The 22,532-nt window shown below is 44.7% G+C and carries 25 protein-coding genes; 7 read left to right on the top strand and 18 right to left on the bottom strand.

The window, feature by feature from the left end; translation table 11 throughout:
* Positions 1 to 102: 102 nt before the first annotated feature.
* Entirely contained in the window at positions 103 to 795 is a 693-nt protein-coding gene (locus tag BLS65_RS11685) for a hypothetical protein (protein WP_092439187.1), read from the top strand.
* Positions 796 to 848: 53 nt separating this feature from the next.
* On the opposite strand, the gene BLS65_RS11680 is transcribed toward BLS65_RS11685, so the two are convergent.
* Positions 849 to 1,076: a hypothetical protein gene (locus tag BLS65_RS11680; protein ID WP_092439185.1), complete on the bottom strand. Its 228-nt coding sequence runs from the start codon at positions 1,074 to 1,076 to the stop codon at positions 849 to 851.
* Between BLS65_RS11680 and BLS65_RS11675 the strand changes: the two genes are divergently transcribed.
* Together BLS65_RS11675 and BLS65_RS11670 are read left to right on the top strand one after the other, a co-directional pair.
* Positions 1,076 to 1,762, top strand: a complete 687-nt coding sequence (locus tag BLS65_RS11675; RefSeq protein WP_092439183.1) for an HAD family hydrolase — start codon at positions 1,076 to 1,078, stop codon at positions 1,760 to 1,762. The genes BLS65_RS11680 and BLS65_RS11675 overlap by 1 nt on opposite strands.
* Positions 1,759 to 2,382, top strand: coding sequence for a chloramphenicol acetyltransferase (locus BLS65_RS11670; protein WP_092439181.1), 624 nt, complete (start codon positions 1,759 to 1,761; stop codon positions 2,380 to 2,382). The genes BLS65_RS11675 and BLS65_RS11670 overlap by 4 nt, the downstream gene beginning before the upstream one ends.
* A gap of 57 nt (positions 2,383 to 2,439) precedes the next feature.
* Here the strand turns inward: BLS65_RS11670 and BLS65_RS11665 are convergent, their stop codons facing one another.
* Positions 2,440 to 4,932, bottom strand: a complete 2,493-nt coding sequence (locus BLS65_RS11665) for a beta-mannosidase (RefSeq protein WP_170830100.1) — start codon at positions 4,930 to 4,932, stop codon at positions 2,440 to 2,442.
* A gap of 302 nt (positions 4,933 to 5,234) precedes the next feature.
* On the opposite strand from BLS65_RS11665, the gene BLS65_RS18625 reads away from it, so the two are divergent.
* The gene (locus tag BLS65_RS18625) at positions 5,235 to 5,603 is read left to right on the top strand and encodes an SHOCT domain-containing protein (RefSeq protein WP_092439177.1); all 369 of its coding nucleotides are present in this window, start codon (positions 5,235 to 5,237) and stop codon (positions 5,601 to 5,603) included.
* A 213-nt stretch (positions 5,604 to 5,816) separates the two neighbouring features.
* On the opposite strand, the gene BLS65_RS11655 is transcribed toward BLS65_RS18625, so the two are convergent.
* Positions 5,817 to 7,838: a beta-N-acetylhexosaminidase gene (locus tag BLS65_RS11655; protein ID WP_092439175.1), complete on the bottom strand. Its 2,022-nt coding sequence runs from the start codon at positions 7,836 to 7,838 to the stop codon at positions 5,817 to 5,819.
* Positions 7,839 to 8,004: 166 nt separating this feature from the next.
* Between BLS65_RS11655 and BLS65_RS11650 the strand changes: the two genes are divergently transcribed.
* A complete protein-coding gene (locus tag BLS65_RS11650; protein ID WP_092439173.1) occupies positions 8,005 to 8,526 on the top strand; it encodes a hypothetical protein in 522 nt (173 codons plus the stop codon).
* A gap of 120 nt (positions 8,527 to 8,646) precedes the next feature.
* Complete coding sequence (locus tag BLS65_RS11645) at positions 8,647 to 9,543, top strand: hypothetical protein (protein ID WP_125869853.1); 897 nt, start codon at positions 8,647 to 8,649, stop codon at positions 9,541 to 9,543.
* Between the two features lie 217 nt (positions 9,544 to 9,760).
* Here BLS65_RS11645 and BLS65_RS11640 read toward each other — a convergent pair whose 3' ends face one another.
* The 14 genes from BLS65_RS11640 to BLS65_RS18300 form a co-directional block, all read right to left on the bottom strand.
* Positions 9,761 to 11,038, bottom strand: a complete 1,278-nt coding sequence (locus tag BLS65_RS11640) for a hypothetical protein (protein WP_092439169.1) — start codon at positions 11,036 to 11,038, stop codon at positions 9,761 to 9,763.
* A gap of 374 nt (positions 11,039 to 11,412) precedes the next feature.
* Positions 11,413 to 11,763 carry a hypothetical protein gene (locus tag BLS65_RS11635; RefSeq protein WP_092439167.1) on the bottom strand — a complete coding sequence of 117 codons (351 nt, stop codon included), beginning with the start codon at positions 11,761 to 11,763 and terminating at the stop codon, positions 11,413 to 11,415.
* A 118-nt stretch (positions 11,764 to 11,881) separates the two neighbouring features.
* Positions 11,882 to 12,433, bottom strand: coding sequence for a hypothetical protein (locus tag BLS65_RS11630; RefSeq protein WP_092439165.1), 552 nt, complete (start codon positions 12,431 to 12,433; stop codon positions 11,882 to 11,884).
* A gap of 22 nt (positions 12,434 to 12,455) precedes the next feature.
* Entirely contained in the window at positions 12,456 to 13,160 is a 705-nt protein-coding gene (locus BLS65_RS11625; RefSeq protein ID WP_092439162.1) for a hypothetical protein, read from the bottom strand.
* 90 nt (positions 13,161 to 13,250) lie between these two features.
* Complete coding sequence (locus BLS65_RS11620) at positions 13,251 to 13,877, bottom strand: DUF2589 domain-containing protein (RefSeq protein WP_092439160.1); 627 nt, start codon at positions 13,875 to 13,877, stop codon at positions 13,251 to 13,253.
* 213 nt (positions 13,878 to 14,090) lie between these two features.
* Complete coding sequence (locus tag BLS65_RS11615; protein WP_092439158.1) at positions 14,091 to 14,822, bottom strand: hypothetical protein; 732 nt, start codon at positions 14,820 to 14,822, stop codon at positions 14,091 to 14,093.
* 3 nt (positions 14,823 to 14,825) lie between these two features.
* Positions 14,826 to 15,287 carry a hypothetical protein gene (locus BLS65_RS11610; RefSeq protein WP_125869851.1) on the bottom strand — a complete coding sequence of 154 codons (462 nt, stop codon included), beginning with the start codon at positions 15,285 to 15,287 and terminating at the stop codon, positions 14,826 to 14,828.
* 165 nt (positions 15,288 to 15,452) lie between these two features.
* Positions 15,453 to 16,484, bottom strand: a complete 1,032-nt coding sequence (locus tag BLS65_RS11605; protein WP_092439154.1) for a radical SAM/SPASM domain-containing protein — start codon at positions 16,482 to 16,484, stop codon at positions 15,453 to 15,455.
* A gap of 66 nt (positions 16,485 to 16,550) precedes the next feature.
* The gene (locus tag BLS65_RS11600; RefSeq protein ID WP_212590542.1) at positions 16,551 to 17,126 is read right to left on the bottom strand and encodes a hypothetical protein; all 576 of its coding nucleotides are present in this window, start codon (positions 17,124 to 17,126) and stop codon (positions 16,551 to 16,553) included.
* Positions 17,127 to 17,416: 290 nt separating this feature from the next.
* Entirely contained in the window at positions 17,417 to 17,995 is a 579-nt protein-coding gene (locus tag BLS65_RS11595) for a helix-turn-helix transcriptional regulator (RefSeq protein WP_092439152.1), read from the bottom strand.
* Positions 17,996 to 18,188: 193 nt separating this feature from the next.
* Positions 18,189 to 18,761, bottom strand: a complete 573-nt coding sequence (locus BLS65_RS11590; protein ID WP_170830099.1) for an isochorismatase family protein — start codon at positions 18,759 to 18,761, stop codon at positions 18,189 to 18,191.
* A 245-nt stretch (positions 18,762 to 19,006) separates the two neighbouring features.
* Positions 19,007 to 19,768: a dimethylarginine dimethylaminohydrolase family protein gene (locus BLS65_RS11585; protein ID WP_092439148.1), complete on the bottom strand. Its 762-nt coding sequence runs from the start codon at positions 19,766 to 19,768 to the stop codon at positions 19,007 to 19,009.
* A gap of 174 nt (positions 19,769 to 19,942) precedes the next feature.
* A complete protein-coding gene (locus BLS65_RS11580; RefSeq protein WP_092439146.1) occupies positions 19,943 to 20,500 on the bottom strand; it encodes a hypothetical protein in 558 nt (185 codons plus the stop codon).
* Between the two features lie 227 nt (positions 20,501 to 20,727).
* Positions 20,728 to 20,868 (bottom strand): hypothetical protein, encoded by a 141-nt coding sequence (locus BLS65_RS18300; RefSeq protein WP_170830098.1) that lies wholly within the window; start codon positions 20,866 to 20,868, stop codon positions 20,728 to 20,730.
* Positions 20,869 to 21,021: 153 nt separating this feature from the next.
* Between BLS65_RS18300 and BLS65_RS11575 the strand changes: the two genes are divergently transcribed.
* Positions 21,022 to 21,288: a hypothetical protein gene (locus tag BLS65_RS11575; protein WP_092439144.1), complete on the top strand. Its 267-nt coding sequence runs from the start codon at positions 21,022 to 21,024 to the stop codon at positions 21,286 to 21,288.
* A gap of 398 nt (positions 21,289 to 21,686) precedes the next feature.
* On the opposite strand, the gene BLS65_RS11570 is transcribed toward BLS65_RS11575, so the two are convergent.
* Entirely contained in the window at positions 21,687 to 22,334 is a 648-nt protein-coding gene (locus tag BLS65_RS11570; protein WP_092439142.1) for a YiiX family permuted papain-like enzyme, read from the bottom strand.
* Between the last annotated feature and the right edge of the window lie 198 nt (positions 22,335 to 22,532).

Raw genomic sequence — 22,532 nt, 5'->3', positions numbered from 1 at the left:
TCGCGTGAATAAACTGAATTGGGTTTATCCACTCGTTAGCCCTTATATCATGAAACAGTTTTCTTATTGATAATTTTAAATAACACCACCAACCCGACAAGTATGAAATTTTCCTTTATTGTTCTTGTCTTAATTACTGGTATTTCGGCACTACAGTTTAAGGCTCCAATCTACTACGCTAAGAAAACCTATACCTTCAATGTCGAAATAAAAAAGAAGGGTGAAAGCTGCGTGAACAATAAAGTATATTTAACCACATTTAATGAGTATTGGCCTTTCGATAATGAACAGAAATGGATTGGGTGGACTGAGCAATTCAACCATATTAGTGTAAAAGAAACCGGTGTAGGTGAATCGTCCGAAAGAATATTTTTACATCCTCCCCGAAAGGACAAGTATGCTATTCTTGAATTTAGCCCTTACCCAATAGTTCACTTTCCTCTATCCGTTGGTAAAGTGTGGAATTGGAATTTAGAAATAGGTCAGTTTTGGGCTAAGCAAGCAGGGATTAAAAACTTTGGTGAGGTTTATAACTTTAAGTATGCATATAAGGTAACAAAGGATACATCGATTCTATTCGATAAGAGTTTTGTTAAATGCTTTGTAATTGAGGCAAATTGCAAAAGTCCATACGGAAACAGCAGGTTAATCTCTTACTTCAACGAGAAATATGGTTTTATAAAAATGCGTTATTTGAATATGGATGGTTCGCGTTTTCACTTCACACTTGAAAAGGTCCAAGACTTTAAAGAGGCTAAAGCGAATGACAAATTGCCCGTGTTTTTAAAATTGTAATATTAATGCGAAGGGCATAAATCACAGTCGCTATTATACCTTCGAGAACTCAATTATAACTCCCATGTACACCTCCGCTGCATCTTAACCACATGCTCAACGCCATTCCTCTCGATAGGCTTTCCGAGATTGAGGAATTGGTGCGAAAGGAGCTGGAGAAGTAACCTTTTGGTGACAATTGCCCCACTACTCACAGAAACTTTTTCACCTATGCTGCTAAATCGGGAACAATTCTTTTCCTCCTTTTTCCCTATCTTGTCATCGCGTTTTGAGATTTCCAATGGATAAGATAAAAGTAATAGGTTTCGATGCCGATGATACGCTTTGGGTTAACGAACCTTACTACCAGGAGTTGGAGCAAGAGCTTTGCCTTCTCATGGCCGATTATTTGCCAGCAGCTGATGTTTCCAAGCAACTTTTCAGGACGGAGATGGGCAACATGGAGCTGTATGGCTATGGAGCCAAGGCATTTATTCTTTCGGTAATTGAAACTGCAATTAAGGTTTCGAATGGAATAGTTCCTGCTGCCGTAATTCAGGAGATAGTTGATTTAGGAAAGGAGTTGATCCGTCGCGACATTGAACTCCTCGATGGCATTGACAAGATACTTCCCCAACTTCAGGATAAGTATCGATTAATTGTAGCCACAAAGGGCGACTTGCTCGACCAAGAGCGTAAGCTTCGGAAGTCGGGGTTGCTGCCTTTTTTTCATCATATTGAAATTATGAGCGACAAGCAGGAGGCTGATTATAAAAAGCTGCTAAGCCGTCTTGATATTGCTCCGGAGGAGTTTTTGATGGTAGGTAATTCCCTGAAGTCCGATATCCTTCCCGTGGTTGCGCTCGGAGGGCAGGGGGTTTACGTGCCGTTTCACACCACTTGGCAACACGAAAGTGTAACGGAAACGGGAAAAAACTATCACCAAATTGAGCACATTAGCGAGTTACTTAATATTTTGGGTCAATGAAGAAAAAAATCGATGTTGATTGCTGGGAGCGAAAGGAACTCTTTGATTTTTTTAAGGGATTCAGCGAACCATTTTGGGGTATAACGGCAAACGTTGATGCCACGAAGGCCTATCGCAGGGCAAAGGAGCAGAGAGTGTCTTTTTTCCTCTACTATCTCTTCCAATCGCTCCGTGCTGCAAACCATACTAAGGAGTTTCACTACCGTATTGAGGACGGCGAGCCGGTATACTACAGCGTGGTGAATGGTTCGGCCACCATCAACCGCAGCAATGGAACTTTTGGCTTCTCCTACATCCCTTACCGGGAAACCTTTGCCGAGTTTTTACCGTTGGCCCAAGCCGAAATCGCCCGCGTGCAGTCTTCCTCTAAGTTGATGCCCGATGTGATCGACAACAGCGTTATTCACTACTCCTCGGTGCCTTGGATTAGCTTCACATCGGTGAGCCATGCCCACCACTCTGAACTTCCCGACTCTTGCCCCAAGATTACTTTCGGAAAGCTCATCGAGCAAGACAACAAGTTGCTTATGCCGGTTGCGCTGCATGGCCACCATGCGCTGATGGATGGGCTACATGCAGGGCAATTCCTTGATGCTTTTCAGCTGTATTTGAACAGCTAATTATCTGCTCTGTGTCCTAATTTAGTTGCAATTTCTTGCGCCGTATTACAGACGTTGCTAGTTTAGCCATTGTGCTTTGATGGTGGCGGTTAGTTCTCCCACACTTGCCTTAGTATGAATCTCCACCGTTAATGGTGCGCCGGGTATTATATCTACAAAGTTCTCATCGAGCCTTGCATCGATACCCGAAAACCAAACGAAGAGGTTTTTAACCACAATTCCGGAAGAGAGGGTTAATACCTTCTTTCCGTTTCTCTCTGCAACTTGCATTATGGGCTCGGTGGCCGGCAAGGAAAGATCGCCCAGCGGTGCAAAGTAATGTGTTGCAAGATATTGCTTTCCCGAAGCATCCTCCATCGCCAATACCACCATGTGTTTCTTTGGGTTTAATTCTTTCAAGGTTGTGACTATTTCTGGGAAATCAATTTTTGTGGAGCTGTTGGCATCGATGTGCAGCAGGAGTTCTTCCTCTGCAACCGTTTCTCCAAAAAAAGTTATCACCTTGGCCGATAGGGTTGCATCGAAGCTGGATTGTCGGTCGGAAACTACCCATACCTCCAACTCTCCCTCCTTTTCCACGGATGAGATCAGCACGTCGGCAAAGGCATGCTTGGCAGTATAGTAAACAGCCTTTGGATTTCCGTAGAAATCGATAGCGCTCCAGGACACCACGGGCCAGCAATCGTTCAGCTGCCAAAAGAGGCTACCCATGCAGAAGGGTTTTGCTCGGCGATGGGCTTCCATGGCCATGCCCATTCCTTTTGCTTGTAGCAGCTGGCTTTGGTATATTTTGTCGAGAAGGCTTTTGGGATGTAAATTCTCGCGGTCTAGGTATTCATCTATGATTTCGTAGCCGATTGGATGCCTTTGGTGGCACTTTAATTCGGTGGAGTCTGGTGTTCCATCTTCAGTTGAAGTGAAGCGTTTTACCGTTTCGGGATAGGGAAACCCCTGAAACCCATACTCGCTCATGATGCGGGGAACTTTTTCGGTATAAACATCAAACGGTTGCTTACCCCACCATACGCCCCAGTAGTGGGAATCGCCTTCAGTCATGCTCTTTGTGCGACCCCAACCGTTGAGCGGGGAGGAGGGCCAGTAGGCTCTAGCTGAATCTTCCTTTGCTACAAGTGAAGGGAGTAGGTTTTCGAAAAGCGAGAGATAGCCTTGCCAAATCTTTGCAGAATCGCTAGGTGAAATCTTATTCTGTTTTTGCCAGCCCCAGTTGTGCCAAGCCTCGCTCACCTCGTTGTTGCCGCACCAAAGGGCAATGCAGGGGTGGTTGCGCAGCCGCTGTATCTGTTGCGTTGCTTCCACCTTTACATTTTCCAGAAAAGATGGATCGGCAGGATACATGCTTCCGGCAAACATAAAGTCTTGCCAAACCAGTATACCCAAGCTGTCGCAGAGGTGGTAGAAGAGATCGTCCTCGTAGGCACCACCGCCCCAAACGCGGAGCATATTCATCCCGGCATCGGCTGCATCGGTAATTAGCTGACGGAGGTTGGTATCACTTGCTTCGGGCAGAAAGCTGTGGCGCGGAATAATGTTGGCTCCTTTCATAAAAACGGGTTGGCCGTTGACTTTAAAGAAGAAGCTTGTTCCAATGCTATCGGGCTCCTGAACCAGTTCCACCGTGCGAATTCCGTAGGTGGTTGCTAGAGTTGACGCTGTCTTCTTTACTTTTATTGAAGCCGAAATGTTGTAAAGTTTTTGTTTGCCCAAACCGTTGCTCCACCACAGCTGCGGCTGGTTTATGGAAATGGGTATCGAAACTCGATTCTCGCCCTTTTGCAGCTTAGCGTTGATGGCGGTTGCTTGCACTCCATCAACGGTGATTGCTATTGATGCCTTTTGGTTTTTTTCGGAAATAATGGAGACAATGGTTGAGAGGTTGGCTTTTTGCGAATCTACGCTTTGCGTTTCAATGTGGAGGTTGGTTATCTTCTGCTTGTCCCAAACCTCTAGGTAGGCCGGCTTCCAAATTCCGGCAGTAATATATCTTGGACCCCAATCCCAGCCAAAATGGTAGGGCGATTTTCTTATGGCTGCCCATTCGCCTCCGGGAAGAAATATGGGCTGCTTCTGCAACTCCTCTTTCGCTTTTCCTGCAAAAATTATTACTTCAATGTTGTTCGTTCCAACTTTAAGTAATTTCTCAGCAGGGAAGCGGTATTGGCGAAACATATTTTCCGTTTTTTCAAGCAGTTGACCATTTAGGCGAACCTCTGCGTAGGTATCGATGCCATCAAATACCAACTCAATGTTTTGGTTATTTATCTGCTCCTTTGTCAACTCAACGGTGGAAGTATATTTCCAGTTTACCTCTCCAATCCATTGTAGCCGGGCCTCATTGCAACCGGCAAGCGGGTTTGGAATGCGACCTGCATGCCAAAGGTCGGTGTGAACTGTTCCTGGAATAGTAGCCGGAACAGATAGTGTATCGTTAATGCGATTAAGTGTCCACTTATTGTTAAGGGAGAGGCGGGTTTGGGCGTTGGCTGTTGCCACAAAGAGGAGAATGGCAAGTATATGAATGGCAATGCGCATTATTTTCTTATTCGTTATAGTATGACGGGTCTCCATGTGACAATGTACTTCGGTTTGCCTTATGCTGCCTAAAGGTATGAAAAAGATTGATGAAACTTTTGGTGGCCTTTGGAAGTTTTTTTGATTGGGTGGGATATCTTATGTTTTTAAGTTAAGCCGGTTCGATGGTTAATAAGAAAGAATTTATTACTTTAGTCCTTATTTATTGAAGCGAGTATTGCTAGTTGATTTGGGTAGTGCCGTTTAGATTGGGTTTTGTTCAAGACTAACGAACCTACATAGGTAATTTAAAACAGTAATTTATGATATTTTTTGGTGGACTTTTGATAATCGTTGTGTTTTTGATTATAAGAAGTAATTTAAAATCGAAAAGAATAACGAAATTAAGATTGGAATACAGAGCAGCACTGAAAGGAACCAATAAGGCTAGAGCCGTTACCGCCGGGCGTGCATATTATAGTGCAGTGAGAAATGGGCGGCTAACAATTTACGATGAGCAGGCTATCAACAATGATATGAGCACTATGAATACAGAAATCATTAAAAGTGAAGTTGTAAAGAGCAGTGATTCATCAATTGATAAACTAGAGCGGCTTGCACAACTGAAAGCCCAAGGTATCTTGACCGATGAGGAATTTAATCAGCAGAAGTCGAAAGTGTTGAGTGAATAGTAACTCTCCATTTATTTCTAAGTTGATATTCTGGGCGTCGTAATAAGCGATCTCCTACATCTTTAAGTAATGCATGTTGCAGCCAGGAGTGCATTGTTCTGTCACAAAATGTAGGGACAAAAAAAGGACGCGATTAATCACGTCCTTTTTTTGTTTTATTTAATTATCCCTCACTCTAGTCTTCGGCTTCCAATCTCAATAGAATCTATCCTGTTACTTCATAACTAGTGCATCCACTATCATTCCTACTGATTCTCCTATCGCTACCTCCAATTCTCCAACGGGCTTGGCGAGTTCTTTAACTTGGGTTTTGATGGCATCAGCCTCTTCGGCTGTAATGGTTTTGCCCGATTGAATCATTGGGAGCAGTGGCTGGGCAATGTTGGCTATTTGGGTTAGGTTCGAAGCCAGCGGTAGCAACTCTTGTAGCGCAACGTTATTGGCTGCAAGGTTGCTTACCCTTCCGTAGCAAAGTGCCCACTGGTTTAGCATTTCGGTAAGCGTTAGGTAGCTGTTTTGGCTCTTGATCTGGAGGTAATCTTTCAGCGTTAGCCTAAAACGAATGGCATCTGGGGCATCGGGCAGTGCAATGTCCACAGCACGGGAGAGGGGACTTTCGGTGTTGTAGCGCGGTTTGCTTCCGTGGCGCTTGTAGCCCTCGCGGGGTTCAACTGCATCGAGCAGGATTCGGAGAGGCTCCACGTCGTAGCTGTTGCACAGGCGGCGCATCATCATTTCACGGTTCTTAATGTGGGTAAGTCCAGTCTCCTCTAGCTGTATGCTTATGATGTTGAGGCGGCGATACATATCGTCCACATCATTAATGCCACTAGGCGACCAAAGCCTTTCGGCAATGGCTGCGGTGCGCGGCCAAATGCGCATATCCTCTGTTTCGTAGTTTGTTAGTTCGGCCCACATGGTAGCTTCGCCTCCAAGAATCAACCTTCTTTCGGCATCCGTTAGAATGGTATCGGCAGGTAGCGGGTCGTTTAGGTAGTGGTAGGAGGCGGGACGAAACAAATCAATGTAGAAACCGGCAGAGAGCACGCTTTGGTAACCCTTCTTGGCGGCCTGCTCCATGTATTCGCGACCGCGCCACGAGTGTATTACAATATTCTTTGGAAGGTTGGGCTGAAAGATTTCGTCCCATCCCATCATCTTCTTTCCATTCTTGGTGATAATATCCAGCACCTTGGCGTTGAAGTAAACCTGCAGTTCATTGTTATTCTTAATGCCATTCTTTTTCATGAAGGCTTGAATCTTTGGGTTCTCATTCCACTGCAAGCCGTTGTTTTCGTCGCCACCAATGTGCATATAATCATCGGGGAAGAGGGCGCACATCTCCTTGAAAAACTTTTTTAGAAAGCGGTAGGTATATCTTTCAGTTGGGTTGAGCGTGGGCCTAAATCCGCCAAAGTATTTCTCAATTCGGTTGGTATCCGTTCCCGATGACAGCTTGGGGTAGCCCACCATCCAAGCGGCAGCGTGACCAGGAATGTCGAACTCGGGCATTACCCTAATTCCACGTTCTGCCGCGTAGGCAATAACCTCCTTAACTTCTTGCTGGGTGTAATACTCGCCGTTGGAACCCATCTCGTGTAGCTTGGGAAAGGTTTTACACTCTATGCGGAAGCCTTGGTCTTCGCTTAGGTGCCAGTGCAGCACGTTTAGCTTCACCATGGCCATACCGTCGATGTTGTGCTTCACTATATCTACCGGAATAAAGTGACGACCTGCATCAATCATCAGTCCGCGCCATGCAAAGCGGGGCTGGTCGTTTATTTCAATGGCGGGTAGAAAGAACTCTTTTTCGTTGCGGTCGAGCAACTGCAAGATGGTTTCCAATCCATGCATGGCACCCAGCTCAGTTTCGGCGGTTAGCGAAATCCGGGAAGAGTCGATTATTAAACGGTAGCTTTCATCCTCGCCCAACTTAACTATCCCGGATCTATTTACTGCAATGGTAAATGTAGCGTTGGGTTTGCCCGTGATTATGGTATCGCGATCGAGAGTAATGGTGGTGCGCTTGCTTAGCCGCTGCACAAATCTGCCAACATTAGGAGTAAGGCGGTTGTTATACTGTCCTTGTATTGATATGCGTAGACTTTTGTCTACCGTAAATTTGCCCACACCAAACTTCACTTCCGAAGGGTATGGCATAAGGTTAAGCGTGTTAGTGGCCGATAGGTTGGCCGATATTAGTATCGCAGCAAAGAGGGGAAGCAGCTTCTTCATGGTTGAAAATTTAGTAACCAAATATAGAGAAAAATGGGAGACGGGAGAAAGAAGACCGAAGACCGGAGATGGAAGACAGGAGTTCGAAATATTTAGTGGTTTATCATTCCAATTTTGCCGAGAAACCCTGAATGTGTATATTGCTCAACGTATTTAAATCAAATCCATGCGGACTTTACTTACGGGACTGGTAATGCTTGTCTCATTTTCGTTTCTTTCGGCACAAAAAAAGAGCGTTGGCATTGAAGGCATCTACAACTTCCAAACTTCAAGCATTGGAGTGGGTGGCCGCTTCGAGTTGCCCTTCAAATACTTTAGCGTTGTTCCGCAGGTATCTTATTTTCCTGCCTTCAATAAGGTAACTGAGTTTTATGCAGGAGCCAGCTTGCATGCCAATATAATCACGGCAAAGAAATGGATCGGTTACGGGATTGTTCATGGGGCCTTCAACGGTTGGCTAAACTACAGCGACTCCCCAATGAAGAATGCTCAGTTTGCCAACTGGGATGCTGAGGCCGGATTGGGTCTTAAAGCAAATGGCTGCATCTTCCCATTTGTGGAGGGGCGCTACAACTTCAAGTGGCAAGAGGCCTCTGTTCACGTTGGATTGGCTTACACCTTTGGGTGTAAAAGCAAGAAAGGAATAGGATCTACGTGCCCTGTATATGGCGATTCGTTCCGTCGATAGAAATACAAATGGAACTTTTGCAGCGTTTGTGTAATGCTCTTCGTATTGGGAATGAGTTTCTCGAATGTATTGCTAAACTGATCCACGATTGAGATAATATAGAATTAAAACGATACTACCATGAAAAGTTTAACGTTCAGTAACCGGTTAATGATGCTTGCTACGATTATGGGCATTACACTATTGGTGGGTTGTTCCAAAGATCGAGTTAGCGAGGTGGATAAGAGCAGCTATAAATCGTCCGAGGAGTATATGGATGCGCATAAGCAAGCCGAACAGGAGTTTGTGATTACTCAAGATGGAACCAGTCCCATTGTGGCGCAGCAGGGCACCAAAGTATGGCCCGCTAGGTCGAAGTTGATGTTCGCCAACGGAAGCGATATTATCTATCCCTATACAGTTAAGATTGTGGAGCTTTACACTCCCAAGGATATGATTCTCTACCAAATGCCATCGACATCGGGAACCAGCTTGCTTACCACGGCTGGAGAGGTTCGTGTTCGTGCATTTAAGGATGGGCAAGAGCTGGTTCTTAAACCGGATAGTACATGGAAGGTGGAAATGCCTAGCGCTACGCCTATGGCAAACATGCTTACCTACTATGGTGCCGTAAGCGCCTCGATGGTAAACTGGATAAATACCCCTGTTGGCAATTTTGCGGTTACCGCTTACGGTTATACTGCCGAAATGGCTAAACTAGGCTGGATTAGCTGCGCAAAAGTTGCATCGACGGCCGCTACCGCAACCTTTAACTTCAATTCCACCACCGATAATCTCGATAACGTTGTGAAATTCATCTACTTTCCTAACCTCAAATCGTTGAAGCAGGTGTATACCCAAACAGCATCCGATTTACCAATAGGGGAGAGCGTAAAGATTATTCTGATTGGTATTAATGCCAGCGATACCCCTTACACTTTCGCTGCGCAAAATACCATTTCAAAGGATTCAACCATTAATGTAACGCTTACTGTTTCAACCGATGCAGCCTTGACGGCCATACTTGATGGGTTGTAGAAACGGACGGGATTTTTGTTGAAAAGGAAAGTAAGAGTAAGTCTGTGATGGCGGTTCTCCTTTATCAGCACTTACCTGTGCAGCCCTCAAAGGTGGACAACTGAACATGGGATATCTATTTTAACCTTATTGTTCAACCTTCGCTTCATCGAATAAGAACATTGCTTCCTATTCCAATTGAAATATAACAGAGCAGTATCGGTTTGTTAGGTTTTTTTTAAGGCATGGCAGGGATTGCCTTTTGCATTGTTCCGTTAACGGTATCTTGGGTTAGCGACATTAGCTTATCCCAAGTCTCTTCGCCCGTGGGAGCGCTTATGTGGTCCTCAAGGCCTACAATCTCGAGGCGTTTTCCATCTTTCATCCAGTATACACAACGCTGGTTGTTGTAACGTTTTTCGGCCATATCGCCTAATGTGCAACGCAAGCATCCTGTCCCTCCTCTCTCTTTCGATGCCCAGTAGGCTTGTATGCCCAGAGGTATGAATGGTACGGTGCGCATGTAGTCGTAGTGCTTGTAGTCAAGCATGGCCGTGAAATGCTCCATAAACGAACTCTTCCGACTCTCGATGTTAGCCCCATTCTCATGCCAACTCCAGGCAAATTCGAGGCTTCCCCATGCCGGAGTAGCCATCATTTCCACCGCAATAACCTTGGTTATCCACGAAACGTAGATCAAATCGGCTCTAAATTCGTCGGCACCGGGTTCGTAATCGATGGAGTGGCCATCTTTTTGGATGTTGCCTACCATGGTTTCGTGGCTTCCCGGCACACGAAGCATCCACACCTTGGTGGCGGGCGATTCAAAGGAAGGGATTACAGGCTCGAACATCCATGTGCGCTCGTCGGAGGCGTAGATGCCCACGTAACTCTTCACCTTTGGGCCAAGGGAGTATATCTTTTCGGGGACCTTGCTGTCGCCCGGAACTGGATCGAACACCAGCATGTTGATCGTTTTTATGCGCTTCTCTTTCTCCATTTGGTGGGCTAGCCACATGGCGAGAATACCTCCACGGCTAAAACCCACTATGTTGAGGGTGATGTTTCCCGGCAGGAGTTTTAGTGCCTCGTCGATGTGTTGGTTGGCCTCTTTGAGACAGGTGCGCCATCCACGGGGGTTACTCTTTAGGCTGGGAAAACTGAACGCCAGTTTATCGTAGAAGGGGAACTTTACGCCGGTTCCAATGCCATCGACAATATACTTGAGCGATTGGTTCGAGGAGGATTGCTCCTTGTAGAGCGAGGCCACATGCTCGGGCGACCAAAACCCGTTGTTTTCATTCCAGCTGTGGGCATCGGCGGCGTTCCACCACTTCTGGGTGATGCCTGTTCCGCAGAAGTAGATCGTAACCACTCCACTTCCGGTGGTAGTATCGGTTGGTGTGCTATCACCCTCATGCCCATTGGCTCGGGAGGGCATCGCCGTTAGGAGGAGTAGGAGTAAGGGTAGTAATCGGTGCATCGTATGCAGCAAAAGTTTCTTAAAGGAAGCCATTTCGGTAGACTCAAGCAAACCTAAAGAACTTCTGTTTTGTAAATATATTGCAGAAGGGTTCGTAATTTCGTTAATGGATGTTCTGTATAAATTGGGTTAATTCAATTGCACCTTTATAATGGGGTTTGCTCGTATCGGTTGGGTTCAGCAGTATTACGGAATTTCGGGTTGCGTCTTTGTCCATCGGTATAAATGTTTGTCTAAGGCAGAATGGTTGAATTATCATTGAACCCATTATGTGTGACGCATTTTTCTATGCCTTCATGCCACTCATTATTAGTCTTTTCGCCTAGCTTCATTATTGTTTTGATATTTTCCAGAAAGAACATTCCTGCAGTTGAAAATATTCTTAACTGCAGGAATGCTTGAAAAGACTAAATACCTTCTTGCTCGCCAACCGGCTCTGCACTAGTGCGCAGGCTATTCCAATTAGGTGAACTTGAGTTCAAATACACATAAATTGGTTTTTCATTCCTTACCAAATCAATATAATTATGCAATTCAACAAAAGGAATGAAAATTGCTCCAACTTTATTGGCCTCGATATACACCGGCCCGGGTATCGGACTTGAGGGATGTAGTCCGTAAACAATGAAGCGATACCCATCTGCACTGTTACATACAACATGACCTTGGATTAAAATATTTACTCCACTCCAGTTTGCACTGTTCTTGTAACCCATACCCACTTCGTAGGTGGTTACCGCGAAAGTTTTGATAGCCATAGTGATAATAATTAGTTAGGATACCTACTCTTTTATTGGATTTTCGGCTTCTTCCATTTCAAGTTTCAATAGTCAATATGTCTATTCCGTTCGTATAGAATGATGCACAATTATTGAGTTAAATCCATTCGCTAGGCTCAACCTCCTCGGCCATTAGGCGCATGATGTCGGCGGAGGAGAGCAGTGTCTGCAGTTTTGCCGCCCCAGGCTTGAGTTGTTGATGGGTGCAGAAGAGGTTCCAGAGCGTGTTGATAAATGACTGAAAATCGCCGTTCTCATACTTCACCGCACCGGTTTGCTTTACCATTGAGAGCAGCTGACTAATGAGTTCTCTGCTTTCTCCCACCTTTATCTCGTAGGGTTTTAGAACATTCAGCACGAGGTTTTGCACGTCGTAGAGCACGCCGGCAGCCACCGATACCTGCTGCTTCCGGGTGGATACCTTGTGCGTATGGGCAAACGCCGGCGCAAGGATCTTGCTGCGAAAACCTGCTACCTCGGCGCAATCGGGAATACTGTTGTTTACTAGGATGGCTTCCACCTCTTTCATCCACCGATCGAGGTGGGGTAGAAAGTCGAACTCCTTGCGCTCGAGGCTATTCACAATAGCGGGAAACAAGAGCAGTTGCGCGCGTAGGGGAATCACAATATTGAGTAGCGATTTTTTCATACCTGCATCGAGTTATGGTTATCTATTCCGGGAGCAACCGCGATTCCACATTGCCCTTATCGTTCTCCATGCTATGCCACTCCATACCATCCTCCGAAATTTTCAGTTTGATGTAGGTTAGGCACTCCACCTTCTTCTCTCGGAGTTTGTCGCTTTCGTAGGTCACGTTTACGCTTTCGATAACCGTGGAGGTTGTCTTCACCTTTATCTCCTTGGCCATTATCTTCTCGAGGTTTTTCTTGAGGAGTTCAACATCGATCTCCTTTACCTCCGACTTTATGCCAAGGGCAACCTTCGGGAATATTTTGTCGGTGATGTTGGCCACCTTCATCGAAAAGGTTTTTAGCGGTTCAATGGTTCGCTGGATACCAATGTCTTGCTCCATGAGTTGCGAAAGCTTGGCAATCTCCGACCGCAGCTGGAGCGAGAACTCGTTGGGAAGGCTGGTAAGGCCAATGCTGCTCATCACCTCGCGGTAGGCAAGGGCGTTGAATTTCCTGTTGTCGATTGGCTCATACTCGGTAACCGTGCGCTCCACTACCGAGTCGAGGGCTATGGGGATGGTGATCTCCACATTTTCAATTCGTAGGCGGGGTACCGAAAAGTGCTGCAGGAGATAGTGCTTGGCGTATTCTTCAGCCACCTTTACCGACTGAATATCGGACATGGCCCTTGCATTGGTAATGCTCGATACAATACTTCCTAGATACTCGTTTAGCTTTGCCATGGTTTTTCAGTTTTAAAGGGGGCTGCCCGAAGGCTGGCCAAGGGATGAAGGAGTAATCATGCCAACCTCCGGGCAGCATCCAATAGGTTGCTAGGCGTTGACGCTTGCGATGCTATCCTCCAACATGGTGAGGATGCGGTCGAGCCCCTCAGGCAGGTCGTCGTTGAGCGCACGAACATGCACACCAAGATTGTAGCTCTTTTCTACATTGGTGCCCTGGGTGGAGGTGCGCTTGTAGGAGGCCGATGCCTTAAAGTTTACAATCTTGTAGTTGATCCCCAACTCTGCCGATGCTGCAAACTCACTTGAAACGTTCGACGTTTCGGTAGAGGTGAGCTTGGCGTTGAAGTCGATGGTGATCTCATCTATTCGAATGCTTGGAATGGTAAGCATCGTGAGGAACGGCACTTTAATGGTGATGTCGCTGCTCAAAAACTTACTGGTAACATCGGTGCTGGCCGGTAGCCCTTCGTCGGTGAGCTGGGTCGCGGATTTACCAAGATGAGGGTTGGGAACCGATTTGGAATAGGCGAAGTCGACATACCGCAGGGCGGTGGTAGCAGAGGCACCACTGCCGGTGGTTTCGAATCCCACTTCCTGAATAAACTTAACGGTAGACATGGAGGCGGCATGCTGGGCCTGAACGGCAGCTTGTAGCGGACCACCAATGTAAACGCTAAAGTCTAAACTGTTTAATTCTTGAACCAAATTGGGCATAGTAATAGCGTATTGAGTTGTATCCTACTCTGTTTTGGCTTTTCGGATTCCGCCGAGACTGGAGGTATGGTCTTGGAGTGGGAGCCTCTCACCGCCAACGACGGGAAAGGCTTCTGGCTAAAGTCCAAGCCATCAGAAGCGGGATGGGGGAGTAGCATTTTTCATGGTTTGTTTATTTTTATAGTTCGTTGCAATGTCAGTGTCAACCGCAGTCTACCGCTCAAAGGACTCTGCCTTATCTACCCGCTCCACCGACAAATCGGGGAGTTGTTCGAGATCGGTGGACGCTCCTACTTCAATGATGTTTTTCTTGAAGGCGGGGTTAAGGGAGTTACTTCGAAAAGGGCGAATTGACTTAATGTGTATCCCCGCACGAAGCAGGGTAAGTGCTACCATTTTAGCATCGTCGAGCGGCACCTGCGAGCCATACCAAAGCGCGTTGGTCTCTTTTTTACTCATACGTGTGGAAGGAGGTCGCTCCTGGAACTTGAATCCGAGGTTTTTTAACTCTTGCACCACCCGTTGCTCGTCGATGGTTTTGGTGTAGTAGGTTACTATTGTTTTCTTGGTGGGGCTGCTATGCCGTGCAAGGGTTTTGAGCGCGGCATTTGCCGAAAGGCTCTTCTCAAACACCGGACTTACGGCAATGTTCTTAATGCTATCGGTGGAAAGACCAAAGTAGGGGACTAGGGCAGTTTTTAGCTGCAGGTTTTTCTTCTCAAGGGTTTGGTTCTCGATCTTAAGAGCCTTCCGTTTGGCTTCCAAATCCCCCACCTCCTTCATCAGATACGATAATCGAAGGGTTCCGGCGGCAAATAGAATGAAGAGTACAGATAGGGTAACGATCCCAATGCGTTGGCTCCACCTAGCAGTTTTCTCAATCTTATGAAAGTTGATCTCTGCCTTCAGCCGCTCAATTTCCGAGTTTACTATTTCCTCTTTCATCGCTTAAAATTTTCCGGTGAAGATGATTTGCATCGATTTGGACCACATGTAGAGGATACGGGAAACAGCGTAAGCCAGAAATCCGGTTGGGCCAATAAAGAGTGCGAGTTGGTCGATGGTGATTTTTTGCTGACGGTAAAGGTCGAAGGCCAGATAGACGATAAGGAGAAAAGCGAGAATGGATATCACCAGATAAACAAACCGCTCGGGCTTAAACTTGGCAGTAATTTCCATCACAATTCTTTTGCGCGCCTCGTAAGTTTCTATCGGCACTTCAGAAAGGGGGGGATTATTGTTATCGGCCATAATGGGTTGTTTCATGGTTTCTATTCCAATACAGGCACGGCTACACGCGTATCCTTGCTCTTGATGACTCCGAGAGGCTGGACGTAAAGTTTTTGCCTGCCAGAACATTTTGCAACAGAGGCAAGTTATGGCACTAATTCGAAAAAGTAAATAGCCCATTAGGGCTATTTTTATCTGTTTAGATGAAGGTATGGGCTTTCAGGGGCGGATCAAGATTTGTTACTCTTGGCGGGTGGGGTTAATTTGTAGATATGCTTCTTTTTGTAGAATAGTTGTGTGAGCCGTGCATTAGTGCTCACGCAAGCCTATATTTCCTGTGTTTTCCTATTCGTTATATACGCAGTAGGCATTCTCGTGCAATTTGCCTTTGGTAAAGAAGCATGCTCCTCGGCAACCAGCCCGGCAAAACGCCCCCATGTCGCATTCCTTACATTTCCCGGTTAGGAGGGATTTGTCAAAATTTCTATTGTAAGCGAAGTTTCCATCCTTATGCCATATGGTTGAAAGCCTTTCGATGCGGAGGTTGCCCTCAATAAATGAATCGTCGTATAGCGATTCACACCCTTTTACATTTCCAATGCTGTCAATACCAACAACGGTCAGTCCGGCTTGGCACCCCGACCAATAGCCAATGGTGCCGGGTATTCCTCTAATAAACCTTTCGTTTTCGCCGTAGTAGCCAATATTGTCGCCAGTATAAATCGTTATTTTGTTCTCTTCGCGCTTCTGTCTGATAAATGAGGTGAGCCACTTTATATTCTCAAGACTGATTTGCTGGTTTTTGTTATCGCTAAAATTACCCATTGGATTTGCCAGCTGCAGTTGCCAAATCTTCACATTGTTGTTTATAATATAGTGGTATAGTTCTTCAACATCACCAATATTGCTGTTGAGTAATGTGGTGTTTACTCCCATTGGGATTTTCTCCATATATAGGCGATCCATCGTTTGCTTGAGGCGAGCAAACGATCGGGAATTGTTTCGTATACGGTTATGGTTTTCTTCCATCCCATCGATGGAGAGCGCAACGTTGGCGAGGTTGGCGTAGCGAATTTCTTCAACCTGCTTGTCGTTCATCAGATATCCATTGGTGATCATATTCACGGTAACACCGTTGTCGGTAAGCCTACGAGCAATCTTCTCCCATCCGTTATAAAGAAATACTTCGCCTCCAATTAGGGATAGATACTTACAGCCAAGGGCTATGAGTTCGTCGGCCACATGCAGTGCCTCTTCATTCGATAGTTCATTTTCGCGCTTATGACCTGCTCTTGATCCGCAATGGAGGCAGTTCATGTTGCACTGTAAGGTTAACTCCCAAACGCAGTGTATTGGAGTGTGGTTATTCGGTTCCATCGGCGACGTCTTTGTTTTGAAAAAAGATAGCGACCGGAAAATTGCTTCTCCGGTCGCTTGTGTTGGTTATTTAGGTTTAGCCATATACAGAATAACATTGGTAGGAAATCCCTTTACCTGGCCTGAATTTGCACCAATAACTACAGTGTGTCCAAGGTTGGTTCTGAAATGCCAGAATGGCTCAGGTGCTGCAGGATGCACCAATGGCCAACTGAGTGATATCTCGGTGAATTTGTCTCCACCATTTTGGGTTTTGAAAATTTCAATAGCCTCTTTAATGTCGATTTTATAATCGTCAAAAGCGATAATTCCAAGTGGGCAACTGATAGGCTGTGGTTGTGTCATTCCCATCATTGGTGGTTGCGCAACATAGTATTCCATGCAACTTCCATCGTTACCTCGCACAACAACATCCCATCCTTGGATATCTGCTATGTTACTACCTACATTATGGCGAATACGTGCAATTTTTCTCTCTAACCCAATACAAGATACACCTGTTTTTTCTTTTACTTGAGCCAATAAGTCTGAAGTTTTCATGATACTGTTTTTTAGAATTATTTCTCTTACTTTGTTTTTGATTTTTTTAATTGATAGGTGTGTGATTACACCTTGTTGGGGTTTGATTGGTTCCAATGCCAATTAAACCCTATTTTTCTTTTTGGGTCCTGCTCTAGTCATTTATCCTCCTTTCCTGTCTTTATAAGGTTAGTATTTGGGTGTTCATTAATTATTCAGGATTGGTCATCGGTTGTAAATGCCCCATTTATCAAGCCAATTGTTACACGATTGATCATCTTTAGTTCCACTTTCATGCACATCGTGTTTATCTTCCGTCAGGGAAAGGTAAAGCTATCTCTTCTTCTGAAGATTAACACGAATGCAAGTTAGTGTGGCGAATTATTAATTGAAATAGCCCATTAGGGCTATTTTTATCTGTCTGGATGAACAGAGTGGAATATGCGGAGGGCCTCAATTCGGTTCCTTACGCCTAGTTTGGCATAAATATTCTTAGTGTGGTTTTTTACCGTGTTCGTGCTTATAAAAAGCTTATTGGCAATCGCCTTGTTTGAGAGGCCAAGGGAGAGTTGCACCATAATTTCGATTTCGCGGGAGGAAAGACTGAGCATCTTTTGCTTATTTCCGGCGCAGGAACGGAGGCTGTGAATAAACTCGCTCATCAGGGTTAAACCGCGAAGTGCCTTTTCTTGGCTGCTGATAAGCGCCCTATCCCTCGATTCCGCCAACGAAGCAAGAGGCTCCAAACTTATTTGAGTGGTGAGGTGATGGCCATTCTCTAACTCCTGGTGTCCCCTAATGAGGTGGAGAAGTGCTTGCTCCTGCTCCTGTGAAAGGGCTAGATCGATATATGAGATGGTATAGTTACTGGGTAGGCGGTCGGGGGGAGCTACAAAAGGCGGGGCTACAAAGGCAGACATTCTAATTCCTTGGTTCTTCTTGTCGTCAAGGCGCAGTCCTTTCGGGAAATGAATAATGGCAAGTTTTATCATTGTTTGCGGCTTGTTGATAAAACAATATAGCTGTGCTTAAAGGTAGGGAATATATCAATATGAGGCAATAGTATACATGGCTACTGCGGTAGTTTTTTCGGTTGAAAGAATAAAGGCGAGGTAACTCAATAGTCGGAATCACAGTGGCAACCTATCGATCTTGCTGGCGGAGAAATCAGCTGGTGACGATATTTTATTTTTCCCCGAGAATTATTACTCCTTTGCGTTTAAGCTGATCGATGGCGTCGGCTTTGCTTTCGGCAGTCTTTCCCATGATGGCTGCGGGCACTACATAGATATTGTATCCTAACTCCAATCCGCCCAGCGCGGTACTCGATACAGACTGCTCGGCCAGCAACCCAACAATGATGATATCCTTGGCATCGTGATTTCTCAGGAAGTTGGCTATCCTTTTCGTCGTAAAGGCATTGGCCTCATCCTTGATAAAGATGTGCTTATTCACAATTTGGAGGTCTTTGCAAAACTCATGGTTGGCCACGGTATCCACCTTAATCCCCCTTAATGTGAAAGAGAGGGTTTTCATTATCGTCTTCACGTAAATCACCTTGTCCTTATCGGCCTTGCTAATTACTGTATTTACTGCAGCAATCAACCTTGCAGTGGTGCTGTCGGGGGCATTGTCGGTAAAGTACTTCTGGATATCCAGCACAATAACATACTTGTTACGAAAGGCATCGGCGCATTGTGCCGCCAGTGAAGTACTTAAAAAAACGAGTAGTATGCTGGTGAGTATGAATTGTTTCATGGTGTCCATTTAATTACGACAAATACATTACACTTTCGCTTGATCCTGCGTGAAGCTGCCACCATCCGCTTTAATATGGAAACGCCCTATTCTCAACGAAACAGTAAGCCGATCCTTCACTTATTCTCTCCCGACTTAATGCAAATTTAGCCGAAACTAAAGTAGTAAAAACTTTCATATAGTAGAATTTCTGAGCCAATTGCCCTTTGTTAAATGGGTTTTCGACATCAATTTAAAACATCGAATTAAAACCTCAGCGATAAGCAGCTTAAGCCTCCATCCAACTTTCTAAATTCAAATGTATCTACCTCTATGGTTGTATATCCTAGGTTCTTGATCTTCTCTAATGTTCGAGGATAACCCTTCGGCACCAGTACGGTTCCATTCACCCACAGGCTATTGGCCGAATAGGCATCTTCGGGTTCAATTACGATCTTGTTGAATTGATCAAAAGTGGGATCGTTAATAAATTGATGCGTAATTAGTAGGTTGTTGTTCTCGAGATACGAAAGGCCTGTTTTCAGATGGAGCATCTTATCCATTTTTACAGGAATGCCATTCAAGTTGTAGCTCCTTAAAATCTGGATCAGCTGGTTTGCGCCATGTTCGTTGGTTCGTTCCGAAAGCCCAATGTAGTAATTTGAGCCCACCATCATTACATCTCCGGCATCTAACGTTCCGGGTGAGACAATCTCATGCACGTTGGGGTAAAACTCTGCTAAGACATTGAACATTGCATCGCGTTCGCCTCTTCGAGCCAGATTCCCCGGGTTAGTTACTACTCCACAATGAGGTGTGCAAACAGCCGAGTCTTCTATAAACGTTGAATCGGGAAACCTCGAATCGGCTTCCAAAACGCTTACTTTAAGACCACAGGAACGTAACGCTTCTATGTATAAAGCGTGCTGATTTTGAGCAATCTCAAAATTGGGTTTCCCTAAGTTGGCGGTAGTAATACCATTAATCATTTCAGCACAAGGCTTTCGAACTATTGCTTTTGTAAACATAATGGTTGCTGTTAGTTTTAAAACCCCTTTAATAAAGAATCCATTGAACCTGGGATGTAGCTCAATCGGGCGTTATTCGCTTCGCTTATGAGCCCTTTGGGGTTCTCGCTGGGCACTTCGTACCGCTTAAAGTCCTATTTATTAGCGGTAGTTATTTATTCATCTGTCATCCTTTTATTCAAATATTCCAGGGTAATGATACCTATTGATATATCTACCGTATTCTTTTTGTCCATCAAGGGTTACATGTTTATGTAATTCTAACTCTATTCGCTTCACTTCTAATTTCTTTGCAGTGGCTATTTGATTGTAGTTTACCTTCCACCAATTCTCCCTATCAGAATTGGATATGTAAATGGAAAAATAATTGTCGGAAATGTAAATAAGAACCTCTTCATCAAATATTATTTGTTTACTAGGTTCTGCAATGTCAGGAAATAAATGACTAGGAGTCGGGTAATTTAAGTTTTCTGGCCATGGTTTACCATAGGAAATTTGATCACTAGTGCTCAGCCAGATAATTTTAACGCCCAATAATTCTAACTTTTGAATTAGATCTAATTTATCAAGAAACGATATGTGGGTTACTATTTCATCTCCATCAGTTACATAGCAATTTAGTCTACCCCTTAAAAAACAAAAGAACTTTAGTTCTCTCAACTTGAGGAGCAGTTCATCTTTGTCGTAAACGTCGAAGATGGTATCAATATTTAGTTTAGGAAATTTCATCATATAATTACCGCTTACTCGTTTATTACCCAACCTTTGTTTGGTTTAGCGTACCATTTTGGCGTGCTAAGCCAAGTTTTGTTTGGGTTTGTATTTCAAAGGTAGAATATTTTTTCTCATATCATCATCCAGTAATTTTACCTTTCTCATCCTTCCACTGCTCCGGCGGGAATATATTCTGCAAAATAAACTCCCCGCAAGTCAGGATTTGCGGGGAGCGGTGGGAGGAGTTACTTTTCCTCGTCGGGCTTAGGGCGGCTGTTGTGGCGCGAGTTGCGGAGTACTTTTTGAATGCGCTCCTCGATGCGCTCCTCGATGCGCTCGCTTGCTGTGCCTATGGCGGAGTTTGGTAAATGGGATAAGTTTGGCATTTTCTTACATTTTTAAGTTACTATTATATGCATATTCCAACTTTGCTATGTGCTCCTGACTAGCCTCGTTTGGCAACAAAATGCGGTGATAGGTGATTCGGAAAGCGCGTGTAAAGCTGTAGTGGATGTACCGAGCATGCTCGGCAGGGCAAAATGAATTCATTTCATGGTACCGAGCATGCTCGGTACGGCAAAGTGAAATCGTTTTATGGTACCGAGCATGCTCGGTACGGCAAAATGAAATCGTTTTATGGTACCGAGCATGCTCGGTACGGCAAAGTGAAATCATTTTATGGTACCGAGCATGCTCGGTACGGCAAAGTGAAATCATTTTATGGTACCGAGCATGCTCGGTACGGCAAAATGAATTTGTTTCAGGATACCGAGCATGCTCGGCAGCTAAAAATAGGTTGGCGGTGAACCACCGGCAGAGGTGGTGTTGTTTCCGATGCAAGGGGTGTTAGGGCAGGTAAATGGCTGGAGTGGGAAGCGAAAAAGAGTGCGAGAGTCTACCGGAAATAGCACCAAAACACTGCCTCGCCTTGTGTATTCCAACTTTCATTGGTGTAGTAATTGAATAGCCACATGAAAGTTATGGATATTTTATTATACGAAGCAATAGGCTGTGCTATTATTTTTTATGGGCAATGCTGTATTAATTATTCTGGCAGTAGAATGCAACCGTTGGTAGCGAATAATTGTAGGCATATATCGCGCCCTATAATCGGCGCAAACCTTTTTTAATTGTTGGGAGCGAGGGGAGAAGTTACTTTTTCGTGTGGGCTAAGCTGGGGGGCAGGTCGGTTACCACATGTTTTTTATTTATCAATTATAGTTGTCAGTTTGTCCGATTCAAACATAGAAACAGGGGAAATAACATTTTCATCGAGTGGAATTTTCTCTCCATACCTTTCTTTCATTATTTTCCTCACGACTTCATTACTTAAATTAAAATCCGATAGATGTTGTAATTTTCCAATTTCAATACCTGTTGTTTCCTTATATATTTTCCAAACGAGTTCGGAACAATAAATTTTCTCATCTGACCATTCAAAATATATATCATAGTTTTTCCCATTGTATTTCTCTCCAACTTTCTTCATCTTTCTTAATGTCTCTGAATCTAGAACACTTTCAGCATCCTTTAACCTTTTTACTACAAAATGTCTTCTCTCACCACGATTAACCCATTCTTCAAAAGGAGTCAGTTTTACAGGTTGAACAGCTTCGTAAACATATAATTTCCCATTTTCATTATAAACGATTCCCATATGGCTATATTTCGAGCCTGTCGCAAGTTGTATCGCTTTGCTTTGTCTCGATTTTGATGTTTGGAATATGATGTCTCCATTTCTTAATTCTTTCGAAAGTATAAAGTAGATAAAACGGTCGAAGTTGTGCCACCCATTTCGGTTCAAGTTGTGCCAGGCGTTTCGGTCGAAGTTGTGCCACTTTTTTAGGTGCATTTAGGCTCTTGAAAGGAATGATTTCTATCTTATCGCTGAAACTTAAATCAGGGATATGGCCGCAAAGAAGATAGATATCATGGATGTACGACAATTAATTCAGTTAAAAATCAAAGGAGAAAGCAACCGCAGCTGTTCTTCAAGTTTAGCCATACACCGCAATACGGTAAATTACTATGTCCGACAGCTGAAAGCAAC

This window comes from Williamwhitmania taraxaci (genome assembly GCF_900096565.1).
Classification (GTDB): Bacteria; Bacteroidota; Bacteroidia; order Bacteroidales; family Williamwhitmaniaceae; genus Williamwhitmania; species Williamwhitmania taraxaci.
This window is presented reverse-complemented; position numbering and strand designations above follow the sequence as displayed.

Excerpts from the sequence above, each read along its gene's own strand:
- BLS65_RS11625 (WP_092439162.1), bottom strand. The coding sequence starts at position 13,160 with ATGGCAAAGCTAAACGAGTATCTAGGAAGTATTGTATCGAGCATTACC.
- BLS65_RS11630 (WP_092439165.1), bottom strand. The coding sequence starts at position 12,433 with ATGAAAAAATCGCTACTCAATATTGTGATTCCCCTACGCGCGCAACTG.
- BLS65_RS11610 (WP_125869851.1), bottom strand. The coding sequence starts at position 15,287 with ATGGGCTATTTACTTTTTCGAATTAGTGCCATAACTTGCCTCTGTTGC.
- BLS65_RS11670 (WP_092439181.1), top strand. The coding sequence starts at position 1,759 with ATGAAGAAAAAAATCGATGTTGATTGCTGGGAGCGAAAGGAACTCTTT.
- BLS65_RS11665 (WP_170830100.1), bottom strand. The coding sequence starts at position 4,932 with ATGCGCATTGCCATTCATATACTTGCCATTCTCCTCTTTGTGGCAACA.
- BLS65_RS11640 (WP_092439169.1), bottom strand. The coding sequence starts at position 11,038 with ATGGCTTCCTTTAAGAAACTTTTGCTGCATACGATGCACCGATTACTA.
- BLS65_RS11655 (WP_092439175.1), bottom strand. The coding sequence starts at position 7,838 with ATGAAGAAGCTGCTTCCCCTCTTTGCTGCGATACTAATATCGGCCAAC.
- BLS65_RS11675 (WP_092439183.1), top strand. The coding sequence starts at position 1,076 with ATGGATAAGATAAAAGTAATAGGTTTCGATGCCGATGATACGCTTTGG.
- BLS65_RS11590 (WP_170830099.1), bottom strand. The coding sequence starts at position 18,761 with ATGAAACAATTCATACTCACCAGCATACTACTCGTTTTTTTAAGTACT.
- BLS65_RS11685 (WP_092439187.1), top strand. The coding sequence starts at position 103 with ATGAAATTTTCCTTTATTGTTCTTGTCTTAATTACTGGTATTTCGGCA.
- BLS65_RS11580 (WP_092439146.1), bottom strand. The coding sequence starts at position 20,500 with ATGATGAAATTTCCTAAACTAAATATTGATACCATCTTCGACGTTTAC.
- BLS65_RS11635 (WP_092439167.1), bottom strand. The coding sequence starts at position 11,763 with ATGGCTATCAAAACTTTCGCGGTAACCACCTACGAAGTGGGTATGGGT.
- BLS65_RS11650 (WP_092439173.1), top strand. The coding sequence starts at position 8,005 with ATGCGGACTTTACTTACGGGACTGGTAATGCTTGTCTCATTTTCGTTT.
- BLS65_RS18625 (WP_092439177.1), top strand. The coding sequence starts at position 5,235 with ATGATATTTTTTGGTGGACTTTTGATAATCGTTGTGTTTTTGATTATA.
- BLS65_RS11575 (WP_092439144.1), top strand. The coding sequence starts at position 21,022 with ATGAATTCATTTCATGGTACCGAGCATGCTCGGTACGGCAAAGTGAAA.
- BLS65_RS11570 (WP_092439142.1), bottom strand. The coding sequence starts at position 22,334 with ATGCACCTAAAAAAGTGGCACAACTTCGACCGAAACGCCTGGCACAAC.
- BLS65_RS11605 (WP_092439154.1), bottom strand. The coding sequence starts at position 16,484 with ATGGAACCGAATAACCACACTCCAATACACTGCGTTTGGGAGTTAACC.
- BLS65_RS11615 (WP_092439158.1), bottom strand. The coding sequence starts at position 14,822 with ATGAAAGAGGAAATAGTAAACTCGGAAATTGAGCGGCTGAAGGCAGAG.
- BLS65_RS11595 (WP_092439152.1), bottom strand. The coding sequence starts at position 17,995 with ATGATAAAACTTGCCATTATTCATTTCCCGAAAGGACTGCGCCTTGAC.
- BLS65_RS11645 (WP_125869853.1), top strand. The coding sequence starts at position 8,647 with ATGAAAAGTTTAACGTTCAGTAACCGGTTAATGATGCTTGCTACGATT.
- BLS65_RS11585 (WP_092439148.1), bottom strand. The coding sequence starts at position 19,768 with ATGTTTACAAAAGCAATAGTTCGAAAGCCTTGTGCTGAAATGATTAAT.
- BLS65_RS11620 (WP_092439160.1), bottom strand. The coding sequence starts at position 13,877 with ATGCCCAATTTGGTTCAAGAATTAAACAGTTTAGACTTTAGCGTTTAC.
- BLS65_RS18300 (WP_170830098.1), bottom strand. The coding sequence starts at position 20,868 with ATGCCAAACTTATCCCATTTACCAAACTCCGCCATAGGCACAGCAAGC.